This is a genomic window from Carnobacterium sp., assembly GCF_045617425.1.
Lineage (GTDB): Bacteria > Bacillota > Bacilli > Lactobacillales > Carnobacteriaceae > Carnobacterium_B.
Genome location: NZ_JAZLIO010000009.1, coordinates 234,866 through 258,890, shown reverse-complemented (window position 1 = coordinate 258,890; position 24,025 = coordinate 234,866). Strand labels below are relative to the sequence as shown.

18 protein-coding genes and 1 pseudogene are annotated in these 24,025 nt (G+C 35.2%); 15 read left to right on the top strand and 4 right to left on the bottom strand.

Annotated elements, in window-relative coordinates; translation table 11 throughout:
- Positions 1-64: 64 nt before the first annotated feature.
- A complete protein-coding gene (locus tag ACKI3H_RS04470) occupies positions 65-1,723 on the bottom strand; it encodes a peptide ABC transporter substrate-binding protein (RefSeq protein WP_407371076.1) in 1,659 nt (552 codons plus the stop codon).
- A 192-nt stretch (positions 1,724-1,915) separates the two neighbouring features.
- Here ACKI3H_RS04470 and ACKI3H_RS04465 point away from each other — a divergent pair.
- From ACKI3H_RS04465 to ACKI3H_RS04455, 3 genes and pseudogenes are all read left to right on the top strand, one after another.
- Positions 1,916-2,233: pseudogene (locus tag ACKI3H_RS04465) on the top strand (YrhK family protein); the annotation flags it as partial.
- Between the two features lie 294 nt (positions 2,234-2,527).
- Positions 2,528-4,066 carry a glucose-specific PTS transporter subunit IIBC gene (gene ptsG / locus ACKI3H_RS04460; RefSeq protein WP_407371075.1) on the top strand — a complete coding sequence of 513 codons (1,539 nt, stop codon included), beginning with the start codon at positions 2,528-2,530 and terminating at the stop codon, positions 4,064-4,066.
- Position 4,067: 1 nt separating this feature from the next.
- Positions 4,068-4,760 carry an N-acetylmannosamine-6-phosphate 2-epimerase gene (locus ACKI3H_RS04455; protein ID WP_407371074.1) on the top strand — a complete coding sequence of 231 codons (693 nt, stop codon included), beginning with the start codon at positions 4,068-4,070 and terminating at the stop codon, positions 4,758-4,760.
- Positions 4,761-4,900: 140 nt separating this feature from the next.
- Here the strand turns inward: ACKI3H_RS04455 and ACKI3H_RS04450 are convergent, their stop codons facing one another.
- Positions 4,901-5,707, bottom strand: coding sequence for a MurR/RpiR family transcriptional regulator (locus tag ACKI3H_RS04450; RefSeq protein WP_407371073.1), 807 nt, complete (start codon positions 5,705-5,707; stop codon positions 4,901-4,903).
- Between the two features lie 137 nt (positions 5,708-5,844).
- Positions 5,845-6,696 (bottom strand): alpha/beta hydrolase, encoded by an 852-nt coding sequence (locus ACKI3H_RS04445; RefSeq protein ID WP_407371072.1) that lies wholly within the window; start codon positions 6,694-6,696, stop codon positions 5,845-5,847.
- Between the two features lie 179 nt (positions 6,697-6,875).
- Here ACKI3H_RS04445 and allC point away from each other — a divergent pair, with 179 nt between their 5' ends.
- The 7 genes from allC to arcC are packed head-to-tail and all read left to right on the top strand — an operon-like array spanning position 6,876 to position 14,913.
- Positions 6,876-8,102: an allantoate deiminase gene (gene allC, locus ACKI3H_RS04440; protein WP_407371071.1), complete on the top strand. Its 1,227-nt coding sequence runs from the start codon at positions 6,876-6,878 to the stop codon at positions 8,100-8,102.
- An 18-nt stretch (positions 8,103-8,120) separates the two neighbouring features.
- The gene (allE, locus tag ACKI3H_RS04435; protein WP_407371070.1) at positions 8,121-8,906 is read left to right on the top strand and encodes a (S)-ureidoglycine aminohydrolase; all 786 of its coding nucleotides are present in this window, start codon (positions 8,121-8,123) and stop codon (positions 8,904-8,906) included.
- Positions 8,907-8,917: 11 nt separating this feature from the next.
- A complete protein-coding gene (gene allD, locus ACKI3H_RS04430; protein ID WP_407371069.1) occupies positions 8,918-9,988 on the top strand; it encodes an ureidoglycolate dehydrogenase in 1,071 nt (356 codons plus the stop codon).
- Between the two features lie 32 nt (positions 9,989-10,020).
- Entirely contained in the window at positions 10,021-11,784 is a 1,764-nt protein-coding gene (gene fdrA / locus ACKI3H_RS04425; RefSeq protein ID WP_407371068.1) for an acyl-CoA synthetase FdrA, read from the top strand.
- Between the two features lie 15 nt (positions 11,785-11,799).
- Positions 11,800-13,065, top strand: coding sequence for a DUF1116 domain-containing protein (locus tag ACKI3H_RS04420; RefSeq protein ID WP_407371067.1), 1,266 nt, complete (start codon positions 11,800-11,802; stop codon positions 13,063-13,065).
- A 34-nt stretch (positions 13,066-13,099) separates the two neighbouring features.
- Positions 13,100-13,984 carry a DUF2877 domain-containing protein gene (locus tag ACKI3H_RS04415; protein WP_407371066.1) on the top strand — a complete coding sequence of 295 codons (885 nt, stop codon included), beginning with the start codon at positions 13,100-13,102 and terminating at the stop codon, positions 13,982-13,984.
- Positions 13,969-14,913 carry a carbamate kinase gene (gene arcC, locus ACKI3H_RS04410; protein ID WP_407371065.1) on the top strand — a complete coding sequence of 315 codons (945 nt, stop codon included), beginning with the start codon at positions 13,969-13,971 and terminating at the stop codon, positions 14,911-14,913. The genes ACKI3H_RS04415 and arcC overlap by 16 nt, the downstream gene beginning before the upstream one ends.
- Positions 14,914-14,957: 44 nt before the next feature.
- On the opposite strand, the gene ACKI3H_RS04405 is transcribed toward arcC, so the two are convergent.
- Entirely contained in the window at positions 14,958-16,586 is a 1,629-nt protein-coding gene (locus ACKI3H_RS04405; protein WP_407371379.1) for a PucR family transcriptional regulator, read from the bottom strand.
- A 172-nt stretch (positions 16,587-16,758) separates the two neighbouring features.
- On the opposite strand from ACKI3H_RS04405, the gene ACKI3H_RS04400 reads away from it, so the two are divergent.
- From ACKI3H_RS04400 to ACKI3H_RS04380, 5 genes are all read left to right on the top strand, one after another.
- Positions 16,759-17,973 (top strand): pyridoxal-phosphate-dependent aminotransferase family protein, encoded by a 1,215-nt coding sequence (locus tag ACKI3H_RS04400; protein ID WP_407371064.1) that lies wholly within the window; start codon positions 16,759-16,761, stop codon positions 17,971-17,973.
- Positions 17,974-18,223: 250 nt separating this feature from the next.
- A complete protein-coding gene (locus ACKI3H_RS04395; RefSeq protein WP_407371063.1) occupies positions 18,224-19,486 on the top strand; it encodes an MFS transporter in 1,263 nt (420 codons plus the stop codon).
- A gap of 128 nt (positions 19,487-19,614) precedes the next feature.
- On the top strand, positions 19,615-20,847 hold the full coding sequence (locus ACKI3H_RS04390; protein WP_407371062.1) for a dicarboxylate/amino acid:cation symporter: 1,233 nt from the start codon (positions 19,615-19,617) through the stop codon (positions 20,845-20,847).
- Between the two features lie 250 nt (positions 20,848-21,097).
- Positions 21,098-22,468 carry an allantoinase AllB gene (allB, locus tag ACKI3H_RS04385; protein ID WP_407371061.1) on the top strand — a complete coding sequence of 457 codons (1,371 nt, stop codon included), beginning with the start codon at positions 21,098-21,100 and terminating at the stop codon, positions 22,466-22,468.
- Positions 22,469-22,665: 197 nt separating this feature from the next.
- Complete coding sequence (locus ACKI3H_RS04380) at positions 22,666-23,988, top strand: FAD-dependent oxidoreductase (protein WP_407371060.1); 1,323 nt, start codon at positions 22,666-22,668, stop codon at positions 23,986-23,988.
- The last annotated feature ends 37 nt before the right edge of the window (positions 23,989-24,025 follow it).

The following is a 24,025-nucleotide window of genomic DNA, read 5'->3' as shown; positions in this document are numbered from 1 at the left end:
TCAACAGCAAACCAAATGCTGTTGAACTTTTTTTATAGATATATGCTTAAACTAAACTAGTAAATTAGTCGATAATGTATGCGTCTTTATAGCTGTATCTAGCGCCTACCGAATTGATGTTTATATTTTTGATATTTGGATTTCGCAACATTGCTTCGCCTTTTTGGTATAAGGGAATGAGCGCTACATCTTCTAAAGCGATTTGATGTGCTTTCAACATGTCATTCCATCTTAAGCTAGCCTGATTTGCATGAATTCCTTTTGCATCATCAATTAATTGATTTACTTCTTCATTTGAATAGCCTCCATTGTTATAAGAAGACGTACTATACAATACATCTAACATAATCATTGGATCTGAAACGTATCCGCTCCAACCAGATGAAATCAAATCAAAATCACCTGCTGCAGCTTTAGCTAGTCTAGCACTGAAGGGAACATTTAGGATGGTAATGCTTACACCATCTAAATTATTCTGTAGTTCTCCTTGTAGATATTCCATAACTCGCTTACTTGTTTCATCATCATCTCCGAGTAATTCTAATTCAATCGTATCTACTCCAAGCTCAACTTTAGCTTCCTCTACTAACTTTTGAGCTTCAGGCAGGTCATACGTATAAAAATCTCCGGCTTCTTCGGCAAATTCAATATCTGATTCAGGATTTTTGACAAAGTGATCTGGAACCAATCCAGTGATTGGTAAAGAACCATTATTTAAAATGACTGAAGTCAATTCTTCACGGTTAATAGCAAGTGATAGTGCTTTTCTGAAGGTTTGATTTTTTAAATAGGTGTTGTCTGTTTGATTAACTTCTAGGTAGTTGGTTCTTGAGAAGTACTCAACTGTGTAACTAGGATCTTTTTGAAATTGTTTAGAATATTCACCAGATAATAACGCATTGTCTACATCGCCTTTTTCAAATAAATTTACTCCAGTAGACACATCTTTAATTACTTGATTTGTAATTTTAGTTAAATGAACATTTTTTGCATCCCAATAAGATGGGTTTTTTTTATAATTCCAGCTTTCATCTAATCCATTATCCCAATCAGATAGTAAGAAAGGACCGTTTGTTAGAGTTGTTTCGCTACTAGTGCCATATTGATCACCAGCATTTCTTACAAATGCTTCATTTTGTGGAAAAAAAGAAACAAATGACATAAGAGAAGGGAAGTAAGCAATAGGTGTTTCAAGAGTGACTTCTAAAGTTGTCTCATCCAATGCTTTAACTCCGAGTTCTTCAAGTGGAAGTTGTTCATTCATTATGTCAGAAGCATTCTTTATATCTTCAAACAAGTACGCATAAGCAGCACCAGAAGTGGGATCAACATTTCTACGCCACGAAAAAACAAAGTCATGTGCAGTAACAGGTTCGCCATTTGACCATGTAGCATCATCTCTTAGATGAAATATGTAGGTTAATCCATCTTCTGAAATTTCTTCACTTTCAGCTAAAGCAGGGATGGGCTCGTTATTTTCATCTAACCGATAGAGGCCTTCAATAAATTGATTAACGCCAGCAAAAGTAATATTTTCAGCAACTAAAACACTGTCAGTAGTTGCTAATTCACTTTCTACAGTCAAGTGCATGATTTGTTCAGGAGCATGTTCAGTCTCTGCTAATTCTTTCTGGTTATTAAATTTTTCGTTTAATCCGCAAGCCGTTAAAAAAATTAGTAAGGTAAAAACTATCAATTGGGATATCTGTTTCTTTGTATTCAAATTTATTTCCTCCAAAAACTTTATTTCTCAACTTATCAAGTTTAATACTAGAATAAAAAACGTGCAAGTTCTCATTATTCAGTAGGCATTTTTTAATGACATTGGTTACTGATTCGTTTTTTTTGAAAGGTGATACGGAGTTTTGTATACTACCTATTATACGATTATGAAAAAAAGTGAGGATAAGTCAAAATGCCAAAAATAGAGCGGAAAAAACATGAGGTTATTCCTGACAAAGAAGAAGATATTGAAATTAAGACTGGACGATTTCGTCTGTATTTTCAAAATCGATATACACTGATATCCTTAACAAATGATATCTTAACGGGTATCTTTTATATGATTGGAAGTTTAGCAACACTAACACCTATTCCAGATGTTTATGGAACCTATCTTTATCTCATAGGTGGTTTTTTTCTAACTGCGCGACCAATTCTGAAAATTTTCCATAATGTCTTTATTTACGACGATGAAAAACTAGCACAAAAAGAAGAGCAAGAAGCAAAAGAAAAAAATGAAAAAGAAGAAAATGACCCAGAAGAAGAGCAAGAATACAATGAAGAGTATTATGGTAGAGACAATGATCAAGAATATGAAGAAAAAGAGCAACAACTTGATGATAAGTAAATAAAAGGTTGAGCACTAATGTTAAATTTAAAAAGTGCTCAATCTTTTTTTGTTCTCCACTTTGATAGAAAGGTCTTTTTAACCATTTGGAAATATTTTCTTTTAAAAATCATTGACGGAAATGTTTTCATGGTATAAACTAACTGTAAATCAAAAAGAGAAGAGGAGAATGAGAAAATGAAAACGTTTTTTGAGAAAGCACAGCAATTTGGAAAATCCTTTATGTTGCCAATCGCAATTTTACCTGCTGCAGGATTACTTTTAGGAATTGGAGGATCATTATCTAATCCCAATACAGTTAGTGCTTATCCCGTTTTAGATGTAGCTTGGTTACAAGCTGTCTTTACCATTATGAGCAGTGCTGGAAATATTGTTTTTAGTAATTTACCTGTTATATTTGCGGTAGGGGTAGCCATCGGGTTAGCAAAATCAGATAAAGGGACAGCTGCATTAGCAGCGTTGATTGGCTACTTGGTTATGCATTCGACAATAAATGCTATTTTAACTATTACTGGATCATTAGCTGTAGATAATCTTGCTGCTGTTGGTCAAGGAAGCACCTTAGGTATTCAAACACTTGAAACAGGAGTATTTGGTGGGATTATTGTTGGGATCTTAGCAAGTTATTTACACAATCGCTTTAATAAAATTGAATTGCCAACGTATCTTGGATTCTTTGGTGGTTCGCGTTTTGTTCCAATCATTACGTCATTTTCAGCAATTATTTTAGGAGCTATTATGTACTTTGTATGGCCTGTATTCCAAGGGTTGATTACAAATGTAGGAGATGTAGTTAACGCTACGGGTTACTTGGGAACATTCTTATACGGATTTATTCTACGTATGCTTGGACCTGTTGGATTGCATCATATTTTTTATCTTCCTTTTTGGCAAACAGCAGTTGGAGGAACAATGGAAATTGGTGGAGAACTTGTCCAAGGAACACAAAATATTTTCTTTGCACAATTAGCTGATCCAGCAACGCAAGAATTCTTTAGCGGAACAGCACGCTTTATGTCAGGACGTTTTATCACAATGATGTTTGGTTTAGTCGGTGCAGCATTTGCCATCTATAGAACAGCAAAACCAGAAAATAAAAAAGTAGTTGGTGGGTTGATGTTATCCGCTGCTTTAACATCTTTTTTAACAGGAATTACAGAACCGCTTGAGTTTTCATTTTTATTTATAGCACCTGCGTTATATGTTGTACATGCTGTATTTGATGGACTTGCATTTATGTTAGCGCATATCTTTGAAATTACTATTGGGCAAACTTTTTCAGGTGGATTTATTGACTTTATCTTATTCGGAGTCTTGCAAGGAAATGAACGAACAAATTGGATCATGGTTCTAGTTATTGGTGTTGTTTGGTTCTTCTTGTACTACTTTACGTTCACATTCCTAATTAAGAAATTTAACTTCCAAACACCTGGTAGAACAGATAAAGTAGAAATAGCTGGCAATAAAACTAAAGTAGAAGGACGTGCACTAGATATTATCAACGGTCTTGGTGGCGAAGAAAATTTAGTGAATGTTGATAACTGTGCAACAAGATTACGTGTTACAGTTAAAGACGAGACTTTAGTGAATGAAGAACTATTAAAAGAAACTGGAAGCCAAGGACTGATCAAAAGAGGAAATGGTATTCAGGTCGTTTATGGTCCACAAGTATCGGTTATAAAAAATGAAATTGAAGAAATGTTAGGAGACGAATAAAATGAATATGTTAGATAAAGTTAAATCAGAATTAATTGTTTCTTGCCAAGCATTAGATAATGAACCTCTGCATAGCTCATATATTATGGGAAGAATGGCAGTCGCTGCTGAAGAAGGTGGAGCAAAAGGAATTCGCTCGAATTCAAAAGCAGATATTATTGAGATTAAAAAGAACACTGAATTACCGGTTATTGGAATTGTAAAAAGAGATTATGATGACTCAGAAGTTTTTATTACGGCCACGATGAAAGAAATTGATGAATTAGCTGAATCTAAATGTGATATGATAGCTTTAGATGCTACAAGTCGTATTAGACCAAATGGAGAAACGTTAGAGTCATTTGTCCAAGCTATTCGTTCAAAATACCCTTCAATTTTATTAATGGCTGACACAGCAACTATTGATGAAGCAATTGAAGCAGAACGATTAGGCTTTGATTGTGTCTCTACTACTTTAATGGGATATACTAAAGAATCAAAAGGCGATAATATTGCAGATAATGATTTTGAACGTCTAAAAATTATTTTAGAATCTGTGAAAGTTCCTGTCATTGCTGAAGGACACATAGATACACCAGAGAAAGCTAAAAGATGTAAAGAGCTCGGTGTTCATTCTATTGTAGTAGGAAGTGCGATTACTCGTCCTCAGTTGATTACGGCTGAGTTTGTTGGGAAAATGAAAGAAGTAAAGTAAACATATAAAATTAAAAAGTTAGTAAGGAAGTGGGGTTAACGCCACTTCCTTACTAACTTTTTTAGTTGGGTCTGTTATTGTTACTACTTATAGACTAGTTCGGTTACTTACTAGAAATTTAGTTGAACTACTAGTATTTTTTAATGTAAGTCTAAAGCAGACAACGTTTTTTTACGGTTATTTTTATATAATTTATTTTCTAGCAAGACATAGCACAATACATCCAAAATAAAATGAATCGGCAATTGGCTGTTGACAAATTGGTCATCTGGAATAGACGTTCGACCTGAAGCAAAAAGTACTTGATCGGCAATAGCTGTTAAAGGCGTGTGATTTTGATTGGTAATGACAAAAACGGTAGCATGCTCTTTTTTTGCTATCGTACAGGCATCAATGACAGCTTGTGTTTGTCCATAATTTGAAATAGCAATCATCAAATCATATTTTTTTAATAATACGGCGTCCATTAACATCATATGGGGATCGGTGACGACGTCAACGATCAAGCCCATTCTAACTAACCGATACTTCAATTCCATAGCACTCAATCCGGAATTTCCCACTCCACAAATTAAAATTTTATTGGAAAGATGAATCGCTTCCACAAAATCAGTAATTTGATTCGTTTCAATCAGTTGGGAAGCAGAGTTAATCAATTGTGTATAATAGCTGGCAATTTTAACAGGTACTTGTAAGGGTACTGGGTTCTCACCTAATTCTTGCGTTACAAATGTCTTAAACTCACTAAAATTTCGATAATGTAATTTTGAACAAAAACGTGAAATAGTAGCATTGGAAGTCTCTGTTAAACGTGAAAGATCTTTAATATTCCAAGACTCCACATCATTTTTATGTTCAAGTATAAATGCGGCTACGTGTTTTTCTTTTTTTGATAGTAACGGATAATTTTGATTGATTCTATTAGAAAGATCAAGATTGTTTGTCATAAGTAAAATAACCTGCCTCTAAGTCCTTTTTTTTAAGGATACCATTTATAACGGATGTTTACAAAAGGCAATTTGTAATTCTTTCTTTAAATCAAATTGAAACGAACCGAATAACATAATTTGAGTAAAATCAATCATTATTGAAGCTGATCTAACCAATTAATGGCAGCTTGATAGACGCACTTTCCAACTGGATTAGAGATATCTGAGTCGAAATCGTGTGGCAATCCTAGCACAGGATGAAACTTTACGTTAGGAATGATCTGAGAGAGTTGCTGTGAAATGCTATAAGGAACATCTTGATCAGCAGAACTAGCGGTTAGAAAAACAGGCGGCAATTTTTTTAACTCTACTTCATTCAGACTGTAGTCGTTTAATAAAGACCGATCAGATAATAGCAACGACAACCAAGAACCCGTTTGCCTAGCTCTAAGGTAAATGGGGAAACGGTCTTGAATAGAGGCATTTGTTAGACGTGTCGTTTTTATCAAACGGGATACACTACTGCTGGTTATTTTAGGAAAGTGATTGTAATAAGAACTAGGGTTAGTAAAGCTAGTTTCTATTAGCGAAGAATAACCATAAAAGCTCATAATTCCTTTTGGAGAAATAGGAAGTGACTGATTGGCAAGTAAAAAGCTAAGATAGGCGCCAGCAGATCTTCCGAATAAAACATAATCTGATGAATGCAAATTCAAAGTATTTTTGGCATGAGTACTGAACCAGTCGATTCCTTCTACGATAGACTCTACTATAACAGGTAAGGGATCTTCGGGAGCGAGTGGGTAATCAATGGTTAAGATAGAATAACCTGCACTTAAAAACATTTCTCGATAAAGAGTAGGAAGGTCATCTCTTTCTCCATAAATAAGAGCGCCACCATGTAAATAAAGCAAAGTACACTGTTTATCATATTCAGGAATAGCTGGGAAGAAAGTCAATTGTAAAGGGGAATCATTATCTTTGGTATAAGTATAAATAGTAGACATTAGCGTCATCCTTTCATAAATAAGTAAAGTTCAGTATGTTAATAGTACAGAAAATCATTATCGTTACAAACTGTTTAACTTGCACAAAAAGACTATTTAAATTGTCAGTTATGATAATGTTATAGATTTTAGAAACGCTTACAATGAACATAAGATAAGAAATCATGGAGGTATAAATGATGGATATTAAAACTCTGTTAGAAAAAAATATTGATTTATTTACAAGTATTGGAAATGATCCTACAGGTGGTATGACTCGCTTGTTGTATTCAGATTCTTGGTTAGAAGCACAAAACCAGTTGAAAGCAACCTTAGAAGAAAGTGGAATGACGGCTCAATTTGATGAGGTTGGAAACTTATTTGGACGCTTAGAAGGTTCACTGTATCCAGATGAGACTATTTTGTCAGGTTCACACATTGATACAGTTGTGAATGGCGGTAACTTAGACGGACAATATGGAATCATTGCTGCCTACCTAGCTGTACACTATTTAAAAGAAACTTACGGTCAACCTTTACGTTCATTAGAAGTGATCTCAATGGCTGAAGAAGAAGGCAGTCGTTTTCCAATGGCATTTTGGGGCAGTAAAAATTTTGTTAATGAAGCTAAGAAAGAAGATGCCATTGAAATGGCTGATTTTAAAGGAATAAAGTTCGTTGATGCTATGAAGGCATGTGGATTCGATTTTAAGCCTGAGACAGCTACAAAAAGAACGGATATTAAAGCATTCCTTGAGATACACATTGAACAAGGAAATGTATTAGAGAACAAGAAACTTCAAATTGGTGTGGTCAACAATATTGCAGGACAGAGACGTTATACAGTTACCTTAAAAGGGGAAGCAAATCATGCGGGTACCACTCCAATGGGTTACCGAAAAGATGCTGTATATGCATTTAGTAAAATTTGTTCAGAAGCGATTGGTAAGGCAGAAGAAGTTGGAGATCCGTTGGTACTGACATTTGGGAAAGTTGAACCTAAACCAAATACGGTCAATGTTGTGCCAGGTGAAGTATTGTTTACAATCGATTGCCGTCATACCGACAAAGAAGAGCTAAAGACCTTTACTGAATCCCTAGAAAAACGAATGCAGGAAATCGCTGAAGAAATGGGGATGACAATCGATATTGATCTATGGATGGATGAAGCTCCAGTTCCACTGGACAAATCAATCGTTTCAGTTATCGAAGAAGCCGTTAAAAGCGAAAACATCGATTACTTAATCATGCATAGTGGTGCAGGCCATGATTCACAAATCATTGCGCCACACTATCCTACAGCTATGATATTTGTTCCAAGTATCAAAGGGATTAGCCATAATCCAGCTGAAGAAACTAAAATAGACGATTTAGTTGCAGGAGTCAAAACTTTGGCAGGAGCTTTGTATCAGTTAGCTTACAAATAAAAAGAATGGGTGATAAAAATGGGATACAAAAACAATGTACAAGGGTATAGAGACGGGTTGCTTGAGTCACGTTCCGTTATTAAGAGACAAAACTATGCGCTGATTCCACATGATGGATTAGTAAAAAATGTTGTGCCAGGATTTGAAAATTGTGATCTAACGATACTTGCTTCACCAAAACTTGGAGCAAACTTCGTTGATTACATTATTACCTTGCACGAGAATGGTGGAAATACACAAGGGTTTGGCGAAGATGGTATAGAAACGTTTGTATATGTTATTGAAGGAGCCTTAAAAGTAGGCGACGGTACTCAAGAACAAATTCTTACAGCTGGTGGGTATGCCTATGTACCCGCGGATTTAAAAATGTATCTTGAAAATGCACAAACACAAGACACAGAGATTTTCTTATACAAAAAAAGGTATGAACCACTAGAAGGCTATGCTGCGCATACCTTATTCAATAATGTTGAACACCTTGAAGCGACAAAGTATGAAGACATGGAAGATGTTCTCATATGGGATTTATTGCCCAAAGATTTAGGTTTTGATATGAACTTCCATGTTTTATCCTTTAAACCAGGCGCCAGCCATGGATATGTCGAGACACATGTGCAAGAGCATGGTGCTTATATTTTATCTGGTCAAGGAATGTACAACCTAGATAATGAATGGATGCCAGTAGAAAAAGGCGATTATATTTTCATGGGTGCGTATAATCCACAAGCTGCCTATGCTGTTGGTCGTAATGAATCATTGAGTTACGTTTACTCTAAAGATTGCAATCGCGATCCAAAAATTTAAAGGGAGGGTGAATGAATATGAAAGAAAATACAGTAATTGTACCCTCTTCGGATCTGCATCAATTGATCAAGGTCAAACTTGAAAAAGCAGGATTATACACTGAACAAGCTCAAGAAGTAGCAAATCACTTAGTATTTGCTGATGCTTGCGGCATCCACTCACATGGAGCCGTTCGTGTAGATTATTATGCAGAACAAATTGCTAAAGGTGGTGTTACATTGGATCCGCAAACGCATTTTGAAGTAACAGGACCAAGTACAGCTATTTTCCATGGAGATAACGGCGTAGGTCAATTTATAGCCAATAATGCACTAGCAGAGGCGATTCCTTTAGCTAAAGAATCCGGGGTCGCTGTAGTAGGAATATCAAAAATGAGTCATAGTGGTGCATTATCTTACTATGTTAAAAAGGCAGCTGAGCAAGATTTGATTGGCATTTCAATGTGTCAATCGGACCCAATGGTTGTGGCATTCGGAGGGACAGAAAATTATTATGGGACTAACCCAATTGCATTTGCAGCTCCCCGAAAAACGGGTGCTCCTGTAGTATTTGATATGGCGACAACCGTTCAAGCTTGGGGGAAAATCTTAGATGCACGATCAAAAAATTTAGAAATCCCTAGTACCTGGGCAGTAGACAAAGATGGAAAATCGACAACGGATCCTCATGCTGTAAATGGCTTGTTGCCGATTGCTGGACCAAAAGGTTACGGCTTGATGATGATGGTTGATGTCTTGTCTGGAATTCTTTTAGGATTGCCATTTGGAAAACACGTAACTTCTATGTATGACAAAATTTCTGAAGGACGTGATTTGGGACAATTATTTATATTGATTGACCCAAAACGCTTTACGGATCTCGATTTATTTAAAGAAAAAATGGATCAAGTTGTTTTAGAATTGCATGAGACGAAACCAGCTGATGGTTTTGAACAAGTCTATTATCCAGGGGAACTCAGCCAATTAAATTATGAAAAGTACCAAAAAGAAGGTATTCCGATTGAAAAAAGTATTTATGACTACTTAACAAGCGAAACTGTTCATTTTGATCAGTATGGCGGGAAAAGTGCATTTGCTGACTAAATAATTACAAAATAAGAAAGAGGGGCCACAATATGTTAACGACGATTATAAAAAAAAATAGTTACCAAGATTCGATTGTCCTAATGCTATTAACGAATAAAATCAATACAGTTGAAGGCGTAAATAATGTGTCAATTATGATGGGAACACCTGCTAATAAAGACATCTTTAAAACAGGAGGTCTTTATACACCAGAATTAGAAAAAGCTTCAGCTAATGATATGGCTGTCGTTCTAGATGTTAAAGAGGAATCTGTTGTTCCTAACGTCATGGAAGAGATTGATGTATTTTTAGAAGAACAATCAAAAGGTATGGATAATAGTGACGCTCAAGAGTCTGTTCGAACATGGGATAAAGCCATCAGTTTATCTAAAGATGCGCCAGTTGCTTTAATCTCTATACCAGGAACACATGCCCCTTTAGAGATTGAAAAAGCTTTGGATGAAGGTAAGCATGTATTTTGTTTCAGTGACAACGTTTCAATTGAAGATGAAAAACGCTTAAAGCTAAAAGCACATGAAAAAGGATTATTATTAATGGGACCAGATTGTGGTACAGGTATCATCAATGGCATTCCATTAGCCTTTACAAACGTTGTTCGAAAAGGAGCTGTTGGAATTGTAGGAGCTTCCGGAACAGGAATTCAAGAAGTTTCCACAATTATTCATAAATTGGGTGGTGGTGTAACGAATGCGATTGGAACAGGCGGACGTGATTTAAAAGAAGAAATTGGCGGAATTACGTTGATGGATGGCATTGTAACACTTGAAAATGACCCAGATACTGATGTCATTGTTGTGATCTCAAAACCACCTGCTCCAGCTGTTCGTGAAAAAGTGTTAACGTTATTACGTAAGATCACTAAACCTGCAGTAACGATTTTCTTAGGTGAAAAGCCGACTTATCACGAAGCAAACCTTTACCATGCGTATACATTAGAAGAAACAGCTAGAATTGCTGTTCAACTATTAAACAACGAAGCAGTATCCGTTGAAGAACAAGCCTTAGAACTTCCTGAAGTAACTTTTTCATCTGATCAAAAATATATTAAAGGATATTACTCAGGTGGAACACTAGCCAACGAAGCGGCGATGCTGATAAAAGAAGGACTAGAATTAACCGGTAGTGCTGATAAAAAAGAAGGCTTTATTTTAAAAGATGCAGGATATGAAATCATTGATTTAGGTGATGACATCTACACGCAAGGAAAGCCACATCCAATGATTGATCCAGATAAACGAATTGAGATGATTGAGCAAGCAGCAGATGATTCTGAAACCGCTATTATTTTATTGGACATCGTATTAGGATACGGAGCACACATCGATATGGCTACTGAATTAGCTCCAGCGATTAAGAAAGCACAAGATAAAGCTAAAGAAAAAAACAAACAGCTAGTATTTATTGGAACAATCGTAGGAACGGATGAAGATCCTCAAGATATTAAAAAACAAAAAACGATCCTTGAAGAAGCAGGTGTGATTGTTGCTGAAAGCAACAACCAAGCTGTTCGTATGGCATTAAAATTAGTTACTATTTCATTAGACGAGGTTGAAAAGACTATTCAAACGGTTGAAGCACCAGATTTTGAAGGAGAATTGATCCCATCAGAACAAATGATGGATATGTTAAGAACAAAAACCTTCTTAAACATCGGTTTACGCAGCTTTTCTGATGCTATTCGTGAAATGGGAGGTACTTCTATTCAATTCGATTGGCGTCCAGCAGCAGGTGGGAATGTTACATTACAAAAAGCGCTATATTTCTTGAAAAATTACACGAATGAGAACAACTAAGGGAGGAAATGAACAATGAATTATCAAACAATCGATGAAGCTAACCAGGCTGTTATTTCTAAAATTGTAGCTGGATCGCCTTTCTTATTAGACGTGGTTCCAGCAAATACCGTTATTAAAGAATTCAATCAAGGAAAAGTATTACTTCATGCAGGTCCACCTATTACTTATGATAAGATGGTTGATCCTATCCAAGGTGCATGTATTGGTGCAGTATTGTTTGAAGGATGGGCAGAGAATGAAACTGATGCTCGTATGTTACTTGAATCTGGCGAAGTGACATTAATGCCATGTCACCATGTAAACGCAGTAGGCCCTATGGGAGGCATTACTTCAGGAAACATGGCTGTCTTAGTTGTTGAAAATCGTACGGATGGCAACGTTGCTTATTGCACAATGAATGAAGGAATAGGAGCTGTTTTACGTTTTGGTGCTTATTCTGACGAAGTAGTCACTCGTCTGCATTGGATGCGTAATGTACTTTGTCCAGTATTAAGTAAAGCATTAAAGACAAAAGAAAGTGGTTTGAATATTAATGTAATGATTGCTAAATCCATTGCAATGGGGGATGAATTTCACCAACGCAATATTGCAGCATCATTAGTATTTTTAAAAGAAATGGCACCTAGTATTGTCGCTTTAGAGATTGATAAAAAAGAAAAAGAAGAAGTCATCAAATTCTTAGCAGACACCGACCAATTCTTCTTAAATATTATGATGGCTGCAGCTAAAGCTGTAATGGATGGGGCACGTATGATCCAAGAAGGAACGGTTGTAACCGCAATGTGCCGGAACGGATACGAATTTGGTATTCGGATTGCCGGAATGGGGGATGAATGGTTTACAGGTCCTGTAAATACGCCACAAGGTTTGTACTTTTCAGGCTTCACCGAAGAAGATGCTGCACCAGATATGGGGGATAGCGCAATTACTGAAACGTTTGGGGTTGGAGGAATGGCGATGATCGCTGCTCCAGCAGTAACACGCTTTGTGGGTTCAGGCGGTTTCCAAGATGCCTTAAATACCAGCAATGAAATGAAAGAAATCTGTATTGATCAAAATCCTAACTTTACTGTTCCAACATGGGATTTCCAAGGGATTTGTTTAGGAATTGATGCGGCTAAAGTTGTTGAAACAGGGATCACTCCAGTTATCAACACCGGAATCGCTAATAAAAATGCGGGTTTAGGTCAAATTGGAGCAGGAACAGTACATCCACCAATTGACTGTTTTGAAAAAGCTATCTTAGCTTATGCAAAAAAACTTGGTTTTAATGGGTAAAATGTAAAAATAGATGAACACAGGAGGGACCACGATGTTTGAAAAAGCCATTTTGTTTGATGAGGCATTAAGAGAAACGTTATTTTCAACTAGTGAGTGGTCTGTCCAAAGTGTTTTCGACAAAAGCATTAATCTGCAGAATGAGAAAAAGAACGAACTGATTTTAGTTTGCGGCTTAGATTATCCAAAATTGCCGCATGCCATTTATGTTGAAAAAGAGTGTTTGCAATCGTTAATCAAAACCACAATGAAAAATGAAAGAGTAAAAATTACGAGTGGTTGGGTCAGAATAGGTAAGACTCAACTGAGCCTGCACAACTCTGATCACTACTCTTCAGTTTTTGAAAGTGAGAGTAAATTAAATTCAGCTAGTGTTAAAAAACTATTCGGTTATCTGCATCAAGTGACTGATTTGAATGGGTTTTCTTTTCCCTTAAGCGAATTAGGCTGTGTAAAGGACTTTAACAGTAGATGGGAAATGGATGCACTAAAAAAAATAGTATGCGGAATTGAAAGAGAACAGACTAGTGGTATTGACTATTTGTTAGGCAGAGGAAAAGGACTCACCCCTTCTGGAGATGATATGCTGATTGGTTGCTTAGCAGCAGATCTCTTTTATAAAAGACTGAATTCCTATTTTAAAAAAACATTAAAATTAAAGTTACATGGAGAACCGGTTCTGACCACTACTGTAAGCATTCATTATTTAAATTGTGCGCTTCAGAAAAAATGGAATGAACCGATTCATCATTTAATTCAAGTCTTATCAAATGATTCAACTGAAAATGAAATCGAAGAAATCATCCAAAACATTATTAGAATTGGTCATACTTCTGGATTAGATATGTTAACAGGATTTGCAGCAACTATGATTTTATTTGATAAAAATGAAGGAGGAAGAAAATGGCTAAACGTGTAGTGATCGCTTTGGGAGGAAATGCAATATTACGACCAAACCAAGAAGCGTTTTATGAAAATCAGTTAGAAAATGTGAGAAAAAGTGCAGAATTGATTGCAGAAATTGATAAATTGGATTATGAAATCGTCTTGACTCATGGAAATGGTCCACAAGTTGGGAATATACTTCGTCAAAATGAAGAAGCAAAAGACGTTGTGCCACCATTTCCATTAGATGTATGTACTGCAGAATCTCAAGGTTTTATAGGGTATATGATGGAGCAATCTCTAAAAAATGTATGGCTGCAAAAAAGTCTAACCAGCAATATCGTTAATTTATTAACGCAAACAGAAGTTTCACCTGATGATGAAGCTTTTCAAAAACCAAACAAACCGATTGGTGTATTTTATACTATTGAAGAAGCAGAAAAAATGAAGAGGGAAAAAGGCTGGACGATGATGGAAGATGCTGGTCGTGGATACAGAAGAGTCGTACCGTCGCCACAACCTTTAAAAGTACACGGTGTAGAGTCTATTCTTACACTCTTAAAGCAAAATACAGTTGTTATTGCAGCTGGTGGAGGCGGAATCCCAGTAGTTCTAGGTGAAGACAATCAACTTAGAGGGATTGAGGCTGTTATTGATAAAGACCGTACAGGTAAAAAATTAGCAGAGCAAGTTGACGCCGATATTTTTATGATGCTAACGGATGTACCAAACGTGTACATTAATTATGGGAAATCAAATCAAGTACGATTAGATGAAGTCACTCTCGAGGAAGCGCAAAAACACTTAGCAGACGGTCAATTTGCTGCTGGGAGTATGGGGCCAAAAATGGAAGCAGCCATTGATTTTGCTAAAAAAGGAAAAACAAGTATTATTTGTTCCCTTGAACAAGCTGCTGATGCTGTAAAAGGAAATGCTGGAACACGTATTGTGGGGATGAATTAAAAAAAGAGCTGGAGACAAAATTCTCCAGCTCTTTTTCTTAAAGTCTAATATTGCGTTTCTTTCTGTGACAGAGAGAGAGCTAAACGTAAGCTCAAGCTAGTAGTTGGATCAGCAATAGGTGTACCAAGAATCGTTTCGCAATGATCGATGCGGTACTTGACTGTATTGCGATGAATGAATAATTTTTTAGCGGTTTTCGCAATTTCACATTGAAAATCAAGATAAGCTTGCAATGTTTTTCGCAATTCGATGAGCGAATCTTCTTTTGGATAAGCTAGTTCCCTTAAAATCGATTGACAAAAGTAGTGTACTTCACTGGATTCTACACGTTCAAATAAATTGATCATTCCTCGGTGGTGGTAGTAATAAAAAGTAGGTTGATGATCCATGGCAGAAGATTCTTCATAAGCTAATTTTGCTTCGATATAAGAATTTCCAATATTATCTACACTTTCATGTGCATTTCCAAATGAAAAAGCTAATTGTATTGGCAGTGCTTCACTGAGGTTATTTAGTGTGGCCTCCAGAATGCTCTCTACATCTTCTTGTTTTTTTTGAAAGAGAATGGTTAGATGAGTCGTGTTTTTCAAACGGAAAACAACGGTATCTCTCACAACCGCAAGTAAAGTTTGATCCAACCATTGAGCAGCAAGATTTATCATTTCTTCTTGATAGGCAAAAGGATTACTATTAACGCCTTTGTTGATACAATTAACATAAACTACTTGATAGTAGTTAGAGTGCTGCATACCAAATTTGTTTCCTAAATCGACCCAATCTTTTTGTTTAGGCTGAGTTGATTGTTGAGTTTCGATCAGTTCAGCAAAATAGTCACTTTTTAGTATATTTAAAGATTCGTCAACTTTTTCATTTTTAAAGATAATAAATGAGAGAACTAAACAAGCTTGATCAATAGCAAATTCAGATATAGGATAGGGAATTTGTTCAGGCCGCAAAATCAACAAGTAAAAAGGGAAATGATTATTTGATTGAACAGGATAAACAGAGATTTGTGCTTCAATATCGTCTGTATCTTTAATCAAGAAGGCATCTGTTTCGTTTGCTTTCCATTGTTGTTTTCGCTGAATGATTTGATTGACAAAATATTCGGCAGGTTTACTTGAATGACTGAAATGTTTTGAATGCGCAACAACTTTTCGAAATGGGTCAAGCAAAATGACAGGAGTTTTAACTAATTTACCAAATTCTGCAATGAAACGAGCATAGCTTGCGTCATTCATTAAAAGAGTAGAAAATCGTTTTTGAATATCTAAAGCGTAAGAAAGTTGTTCAGTTTTTGTATTCCATATATAATTTAATAATTGATGCAACAGAGAACCCAATGGAACGGTGCTTGGAATTTGAATAATCGGAAAGCTGAGTTCATTTGCATAATCTAAAACAGATTGATCAATCTCATCTATAAAACGACCCACTTTGATACCTAGACCAGCAGAATTTGCTCGTTTAAGAGAATCGATTAAAGGAATAAGTTTAGTCTGATCATCTTTATAGATCATGGCTGTTGTAAGAATGAACGCGTTCTCGGGGATGTAAAATGCAACATCAGGCGTTTCTGTAATTTCTATGCTGTCAACCTTATGTTCAAGATGGTTGATAGACGTTAAGGATCTTAAAGTTGAAAAGCGTGGAACAGCTAATAAATCTTTCATAATTGTCACAAAATCACCTCTTTCCTTTAGTTTAAATGAAAGTAGCGTTTACAGCAATTATTTGTGCATTTAAAACAATTTGCTAGGAAATTTAGTTGTATTGTCCAATGAAGTTTTGTTCTAGTTTGGTATTATAGTCTAGAGATAACATAAAATAATGGGAGGCAGTTATATGTATAATGAATTAAATACACCTATTCGAACAATAATGACCCCAGGACCTGTTGAAGTACATCCTCGAGTAAGGCAAGCAATGAGTACACCTATTCTAGGACAATTTGATCCAGCATTTTTAAAAATTATGAATGAAGTTAGAGAAATGATCAAGGTACCCTTTGAAACAAAAAATAAACAAGCTTTTGCTATCGATGGAACTTCCAGATCAGGTTTGGAAGCAGCTTTAATTGGACTGATTGAACCGGGTGATAAAGTGTTAATACCCGCTTACGGACGATTTGCTTATCTATTAGGTGAAATTTGTGAACGTGCAAAAGCAGATATTGTATATATAGAAAAAGAATGGGACAGTGCGTTTGAGCAAGTAGAGATTATTGAAGCTATTGCTAAGCATCAACCAAAAATAGTTGCCATGGTTCATGGTGAAACGGCTAATGGACAAATACAAGCTCTAGACCAAATTGGTGCCTTTTGTCAAAAAGAAAATGTTTTCTTAGTGGTTGATACAGTTGCGACTTATGGTGGAGTTCCTGTAAAAGTAGATGAATGGGGAATTGATATTGCGATTGCCGGAACACAAAAATGTGTCGGTGTACCTGCTGGTCTTTCATTGATCACTTATAATAAACGTGTGGAGAAAGTATTGACCGCTCGTTATCAAAAAGAATTAGGATTAAGCAAAGATTTTCGTAATGACAGACATATCAGCAGTAATTACCTTGATTTAAGCCAATTGCAACGTTATTGGGACGGTAATCGGATCAATCATCATACTGAAGCGACAAGCATGATTTACGCTTTGCATGAAGGCTTACGGATGATGTTACAAGAAGGTATTGAAAACGGCTATGACAGACATCAATTAAATGATAAAGCCATTCAAGCAGGAATTAAAGCTATGGGGTTAGAATTATACGGTGATCTTGAAAGTAAAATGGCTACTGTGACTCCAATTCTTATACCTAACGGAGTAGATGGTGAGGCTGTAAAAAATACATTGTTAGAATTATTCGGCGTAGAAATTGCCTCTTCTTTTGGGCCATTGAATGGTAAGATATGGCGATTCGGAAATATGGGATTCAGCAGCCGCAGAGAAAATGTTTTACATGTACTAGGTGCATTTGAAGCAACACTCCTATATTATGGAGTTGACATTCATACTGGAAAAGCAGTACAAGCTGCATTGGAAGTTTACCTTTCAGCAAAATAAGTAATAAAAAGCAACTATAAAATCTGTTTATAGTTGCTTTTTTATACATATCTTAATTGATTGTTTTTTGTGTAATTAGCACAAGTAACTTCATCTCTTTGTAAAAAATGCCAATGTTTAGAAGAGTAATAACGCTTACAATTGAGGTATCAAACAAGTTGGAAAGGAGTTAATTATTTTCTTATAGAACTTATTAGTTGTATATAATAAAAAATATAAATTTTTAGGAAGAAATGGAGGAGAATTTAAAATGGAAAAAACGGAAACTACCGCTAAAAAAGGTATGGAATATTGGAAGAAAATAATTGTTTTACTATGTGCTGGGTGGGTGGCTATTTGGATCTATCGTGCAGCTTTAACACCGTTGTACCCTCAGATTAATCAATCTTTAGGCGGAAATATTTCAGATACAGCATTAGGATCTATCTCAAGTTTTTATTTTATGGGATATGTTTCAATGCAGATTCCAGCAGGATTTTTAGTAGATAAAATAGGAAAGAAAAAAGTTTTGATTCCAGGATTCATTTTATTTGCTATTGCAGCATTCCTTGTTGCACAAGCATCAAGTTTAACAATGATTTATGTAGGTAGTTTGTTGGCTGGTGTTGGTACAGGCTCATTTTATGGTGCTGCTTATTCTTTGACTGCACAAAATATACCTAAAAATAAAAAAAGTTTTTCAACAGCTATTGTCAACAGTGGTTCAGCAGTAGGGTCTGGTTTAGGAATGATTTTATCCAGTTACTTAGTTGTTCAGTTAAAAATGCCTTGGCAGACTATGATGTATCTTTCTATTGTACTAATAGTATTTATGATCCTAGCTTTTGCTTCTGTGATTAGAAGCAGCAAATTAGAAAAAGAATATTTAGTTGAATCTACTATTAAAGAAAAAGTGAAAACTCCAAAAGAAAAAGTATCATTAAAAACTTTGTTAGCTCCACGTATGTTGTTCTCATATATCTTATACTTTGCAACTTGTTATGCTTACTACATGACGGTTACTTGGTTACCGAATTTTTTAGCAACTGAACGCGGTTTTGAAGGAGCAGCAATTGGATTTTCTTCTTCACTAGTTGCATTTGCTTCAATTCCAGGAGCTTTAATTTTTAGTAAATTAGCGGATAAATATATGACTCATAAAGTTAAGTTTATTGTAATACTTGAGTTACTAGCAGCGGGGATGTTATTGTTGACAGTACAAGCTACAAACTCAACTTTTTTACTAATTTCACTAATAATGTATGGTTTTTTAGGAAAATTAGCAGTAGAGCCAATAATCATTTCATGGCTTGGTGAAAATGCTCCATCTGTAGGGATTGGAACAACTCTTGGAGTCTTTAACTTTTTCGGAATGATGTCTTCAGTTGTTGCTCCAGCTTTGACAGGTCTTATCTCGGATAATACTGGTTCAAAAGTATTAGGATTTTATATCTCAGTAGGATTACTAGTTATTGGAGCGCTATTATTTTTAATGGCTAATTTATCAAAAAAACGAAGCATAGTTAAAAAGTAGCATATCCTTTTAAAAACTCTAAAGGTGTTAGTGATTTATACACTAACACCTTTAGTTTTATAGTATTTTTTTGTTAACGTTAATAAATGGAATTGCATCCTACTGGATAATATAAGAGGTGATTAATTATGGCAATAATAAAAAAAATGAATATGACAAATCAAATCATGATAGCAATGGTATTAGGTATAGTTGTTGGACTTGCAGTAGGGCCATCTATTGAACCAATAAAAATTTTTGGAGATATTTTTCTTAATTTAATCCAGATGTCTGTTGTAGTATTGGTTATGGGAGCTGTAATAGAAGCAGTTGGAGATTTAGATGCCAAAGGGCTAGGTAAACTAGGGTTGAAAATGGTGATTTGGTTTATGGCTTCTACTTTTTTAGCAGCTGCACTTGGTATTATTTTGGGATATCTTATACAACCTGGAACTGGAGTAGAAGCTCAACTTAGTGGCATGGTTGTAGAAACTAGTAATAGTAGTTTAAGTGAAATTATTTTAGGTTTTTTTCCTACAAATATTATTGAATCTATGGCCACAGCAAATATGATTCAAGTAATAGTGTTCGCAGTTTTATTTGGACTTTCAGTTAGTATTGTTTCTACTAAAATGGATGTTTCGATTTTAAAGACAGGTATAAAGCAATTTAATATGATTATTTTACAAATTATTAAAATCATCATGGTAATGGCACCTTTAGGAATCTTTTCTTTACTTGCATGGGTAACAGGAACAATTGGAATAGCTGTAATCATTCCTTTAATTAAATTTTTAGCAGCGATGGCCATAGGCACGATTGTATTTCTTATTGTATGGATTATTATAACCGCAGTATATGTTAAAGTTAACCCTTTAACATTAGGAAAGAAATTATCAAATATGACACTTGTAGCATTTACTACTACTTCTTCAGCAATCGCATTGCCTGTAAAAATGGAAGATCAAGAATTGAAATTGGGTATTAGTAAAAGAATTTCTAGACTGGTAGGTCCTCTTGGAATGGCTTTAAATAGTAATGGACTAGCCCTTTATTTATCTTTAGCCGCTATTACGTTAGCGCAGTTTTATGAAGTGTACTTTACGGTGACGGATATGTTACAAATAGTAGTTCTTTCAACTCTAGCTTGTCTTGGAACGGTAGTTGTTCCAGGAGGTGGACTGGTTGCATTAGCGATAGTTATACCATCTCTAGGATTGCCAACTGAAAGTATTGCTTTATTAGCAGGCATTGATTGGTTCTCTGGAATGTTCCGTACAGTACTGAATGTTGATGCTGATGCCACAATTGCAATGATTCTTGCTTATGATGAAAAAGAATTAGATTATTCTGTATTTAACGAAGAAAAAATAAAGGAATAATAAGGATTGTTACTTATTAATGGATGTTAGTGGAGAAAATCACTGACATCTATTTTTATTTATAAATAGTATCAAAAATTTTTAAAGAAGAACTAGACTCTTTAATAGCAGCATACTAAAAAATCTAGTAAAACAGATAAATAAAGTCGTTCATGATAGACTCAATTTAAAATGATGATTAAATTAGAATTAAATAAATGGATATACTGTATCAATTTAATAAAGAATAGCTATTAGGAGGAAATGATTTATGAGTTATGATTTGATTATAAAAAATGGTTTAGTGATTTTAGATAATGGTGAATTAGAAACGGATGTAGCTGTAAAAGATGGGAAAATTAGTGCAATAGGTACTGATTTAGGAGAAGCTTCAGAAGTAATAGATGCTAAAGGACTTGTTGTAAGTCCAGGCATGCTAGATGCCCATGTTCATATTACCGATCCAGGTGGCAGCTACCGCGATGATTGGGAAGGTTATTTAACAGGAACAAAAGCAAGTGCTAAAGGTGGAGTCACTTCTTTTATGGAGATGCCTTTAAATCAAGTTCCAGCAACTGTAGATCAAAATTCATTACAAATAAAATTAGATGCTGGTGTTGACCGTTTAACAGCTGATGTTGCTTCATTTGGTGGCTTGGTTCCTTTTAACTTAGAAAATGGCATCCAAGAGTTACATGATGGCGGAGTTGCAGCTTATAAATGTTTTATGGCAACATGTGGAGACCGGTCAATTGAAGGTGATTTCATGAATTCAGATGATTATACACTTTATGAAGGAATGAGACAAATTGCTAAAACAGGTAAAGTATTAGCAATCCATGCAGAAAATGCAACAATTACGGATAGATTAGGTGAAATCGCATATAAAAATGGCGAAACAACTTTGAAAGCTTATGCTAAAACTCGTCCAATTTTTACAGAAGTGGAAGCCATTAGACGGGCTATTTTTTTTGCTAAAGAAACAGGCTGTCGTATCCACATTTGTCATGTTGCTTGTCCAGAAGGTGTAGAAGAAGTAACACATGCACGTAATGAAGGCATAGATGTGACGTGTGAAACGTGTACGCATTATCTTTATTTTGATGTAGATGAGTTAGATGCTATTGGACCAATTTCGAAATGTTCACCGCCAATCCGTGATAAAGAAAATCAAAAAGGTATATGGGAAAAATTATTAGCAGGAGAGATTGATTTTGTTACATCAGACCATTCTCCATGTACACCTGATTTAAAGGATAATGATAATGCTTTTGAAGCTTGGGGAGGTATTGCTGGGGTCCAAAATATTGTAGATGTCTTATATGATGAAGCGGTTCAAAAACGCGGCATGTTATTGAAACAATTTGCAAATATTATTGCTGCCAATCCTGCAGATCGCTATGATTTAAATACAAAGGGTAGAATTGCGATTGGTAAAGATGCAGATTTTGTTTTCATCAAACCAAACGCTCCTTATACCTTGAAAACAGAAGATTTAGAATACAAAAATAAAATCAGTCCTTATATTGGTCGTGAAATTGGAGCTCAAGTTGCACGTACAATTTTAAGAGGTCAAACAGTATATAGTCTTGAAGAAGGGGTTGTCGATACTAAACCTGGAAAATTTATAGTTATTAAATAATAAGGAGAATAGATACAAACTTGTTAGATGTCTTGCTTAATATAGTTGATTTCAGATGTCGCAGTATTAAAAGTAGGTGCCTTGTCAGTAAGGATACTTGTAGTAGGCTAATCAATTTTTACTTTTCATCTAGAGTGTTATACTAAAATTGTAAAAAAAAACGAATACCACTAAACTTAGAAAGGAACGGTGTTATTTTGAAAAAGTATGATGCGATTATTATTGGATTTGGCCAAGGTGCTCGTACCTTAGCAACTAAGTTAACGGCGAATGAATGGAAAGTAGCATTGATTGAGAAGAATGAGTTAATGTATGGTGGATCTTGTGTAAATATTGGTTGTATCCCTACAAAAATTTTAGAACACGACGCAAGGGAAAAAAAAGATTATGCTACAGCATTAAAACGAAAAAATGACGTGACTCAAAGAAATCGAAATACAGAGTTTACAAGTATGCAAAAAAATGAATTGGTTGATTTATACACTGGAACAGGAGCGTTTAAATCGAATCATGCTGTAACTGTCGATTTAGGCGATAAAAAAGAAGAGGTTGAAGCAGAATATATTTTCATTGATACTGGTTCAGAAAGCTTGTATCCGCCAATTGAAGGATTGAAAGAGACAAATAAAATTTATAATAGTACCGAGTTTCAATCATTACCTGAAGTACCTAAAAATTTAGGTATTATTGGTGCAGGGAATATCGGGTTAGAATTTGCTTCTATCTATGAAATGTTTGGAGCGAAAGTAACTCTTTTCGAAACGGGCGAACAATTTATGCCAAAAGAAGAACGCGAAGTAGCAGAAGCTGTCCAAAAAGTTATGACAGATAAATCGATTGATATCCAATTAAATGCAAGAGTAAATAAACTCTCAAACGAAAACGAACAAGTTAAGATCGAAACAGAGGAAAATGAAACTTTTTTATTTGATGCTGTTTTAATTGCTACGGGGCGAAAACCTAATACGGCTTATTTAAATCTAGGTGATACAGATATTGTAATTGATGAAAAAGGCGGAATTGAAGTCAACGACTATTTAGAAACTGCTGTAGAGAATGTATTTGCTTTAGGAGATGTTAAAGGAGGCTATCAATTTACGTACATCACCATTAATGATGCAAAAATCATTGCTGATTATGTATTAAACAAAGGCAACCGTAAACGTTCTGAACGCCAAAATGTTCCTTATTCCATTTTTATCGAACCTTCGTTTGCTCGAGTTGGTTTAACTGAAAAAGAAGCAAAAGAACAAGGCTATCAAGTCATCACGAACACTGCTCCAGTTAGTGGAACAACTCGCTCAGATGTTATTGATGATACTAGAGGATTATATAAAGCTGTTGTTAATAAAGAAACAGATGAGATTTTAGGAGTTACTCTTTTCGGTGATCAAGCGCATGAATTGGTCAATCAAGTTAAGATGGCAATGGATAATCATATTCCATACACCTATTTGAGAGATCAAGTTGTTACTCATCCTGTTATGTCTGAGATTTTTAATACTTTATTTGATCTTTAAACAAAAAATTCTTTTCACTTTAAATAGTGAAGAGATT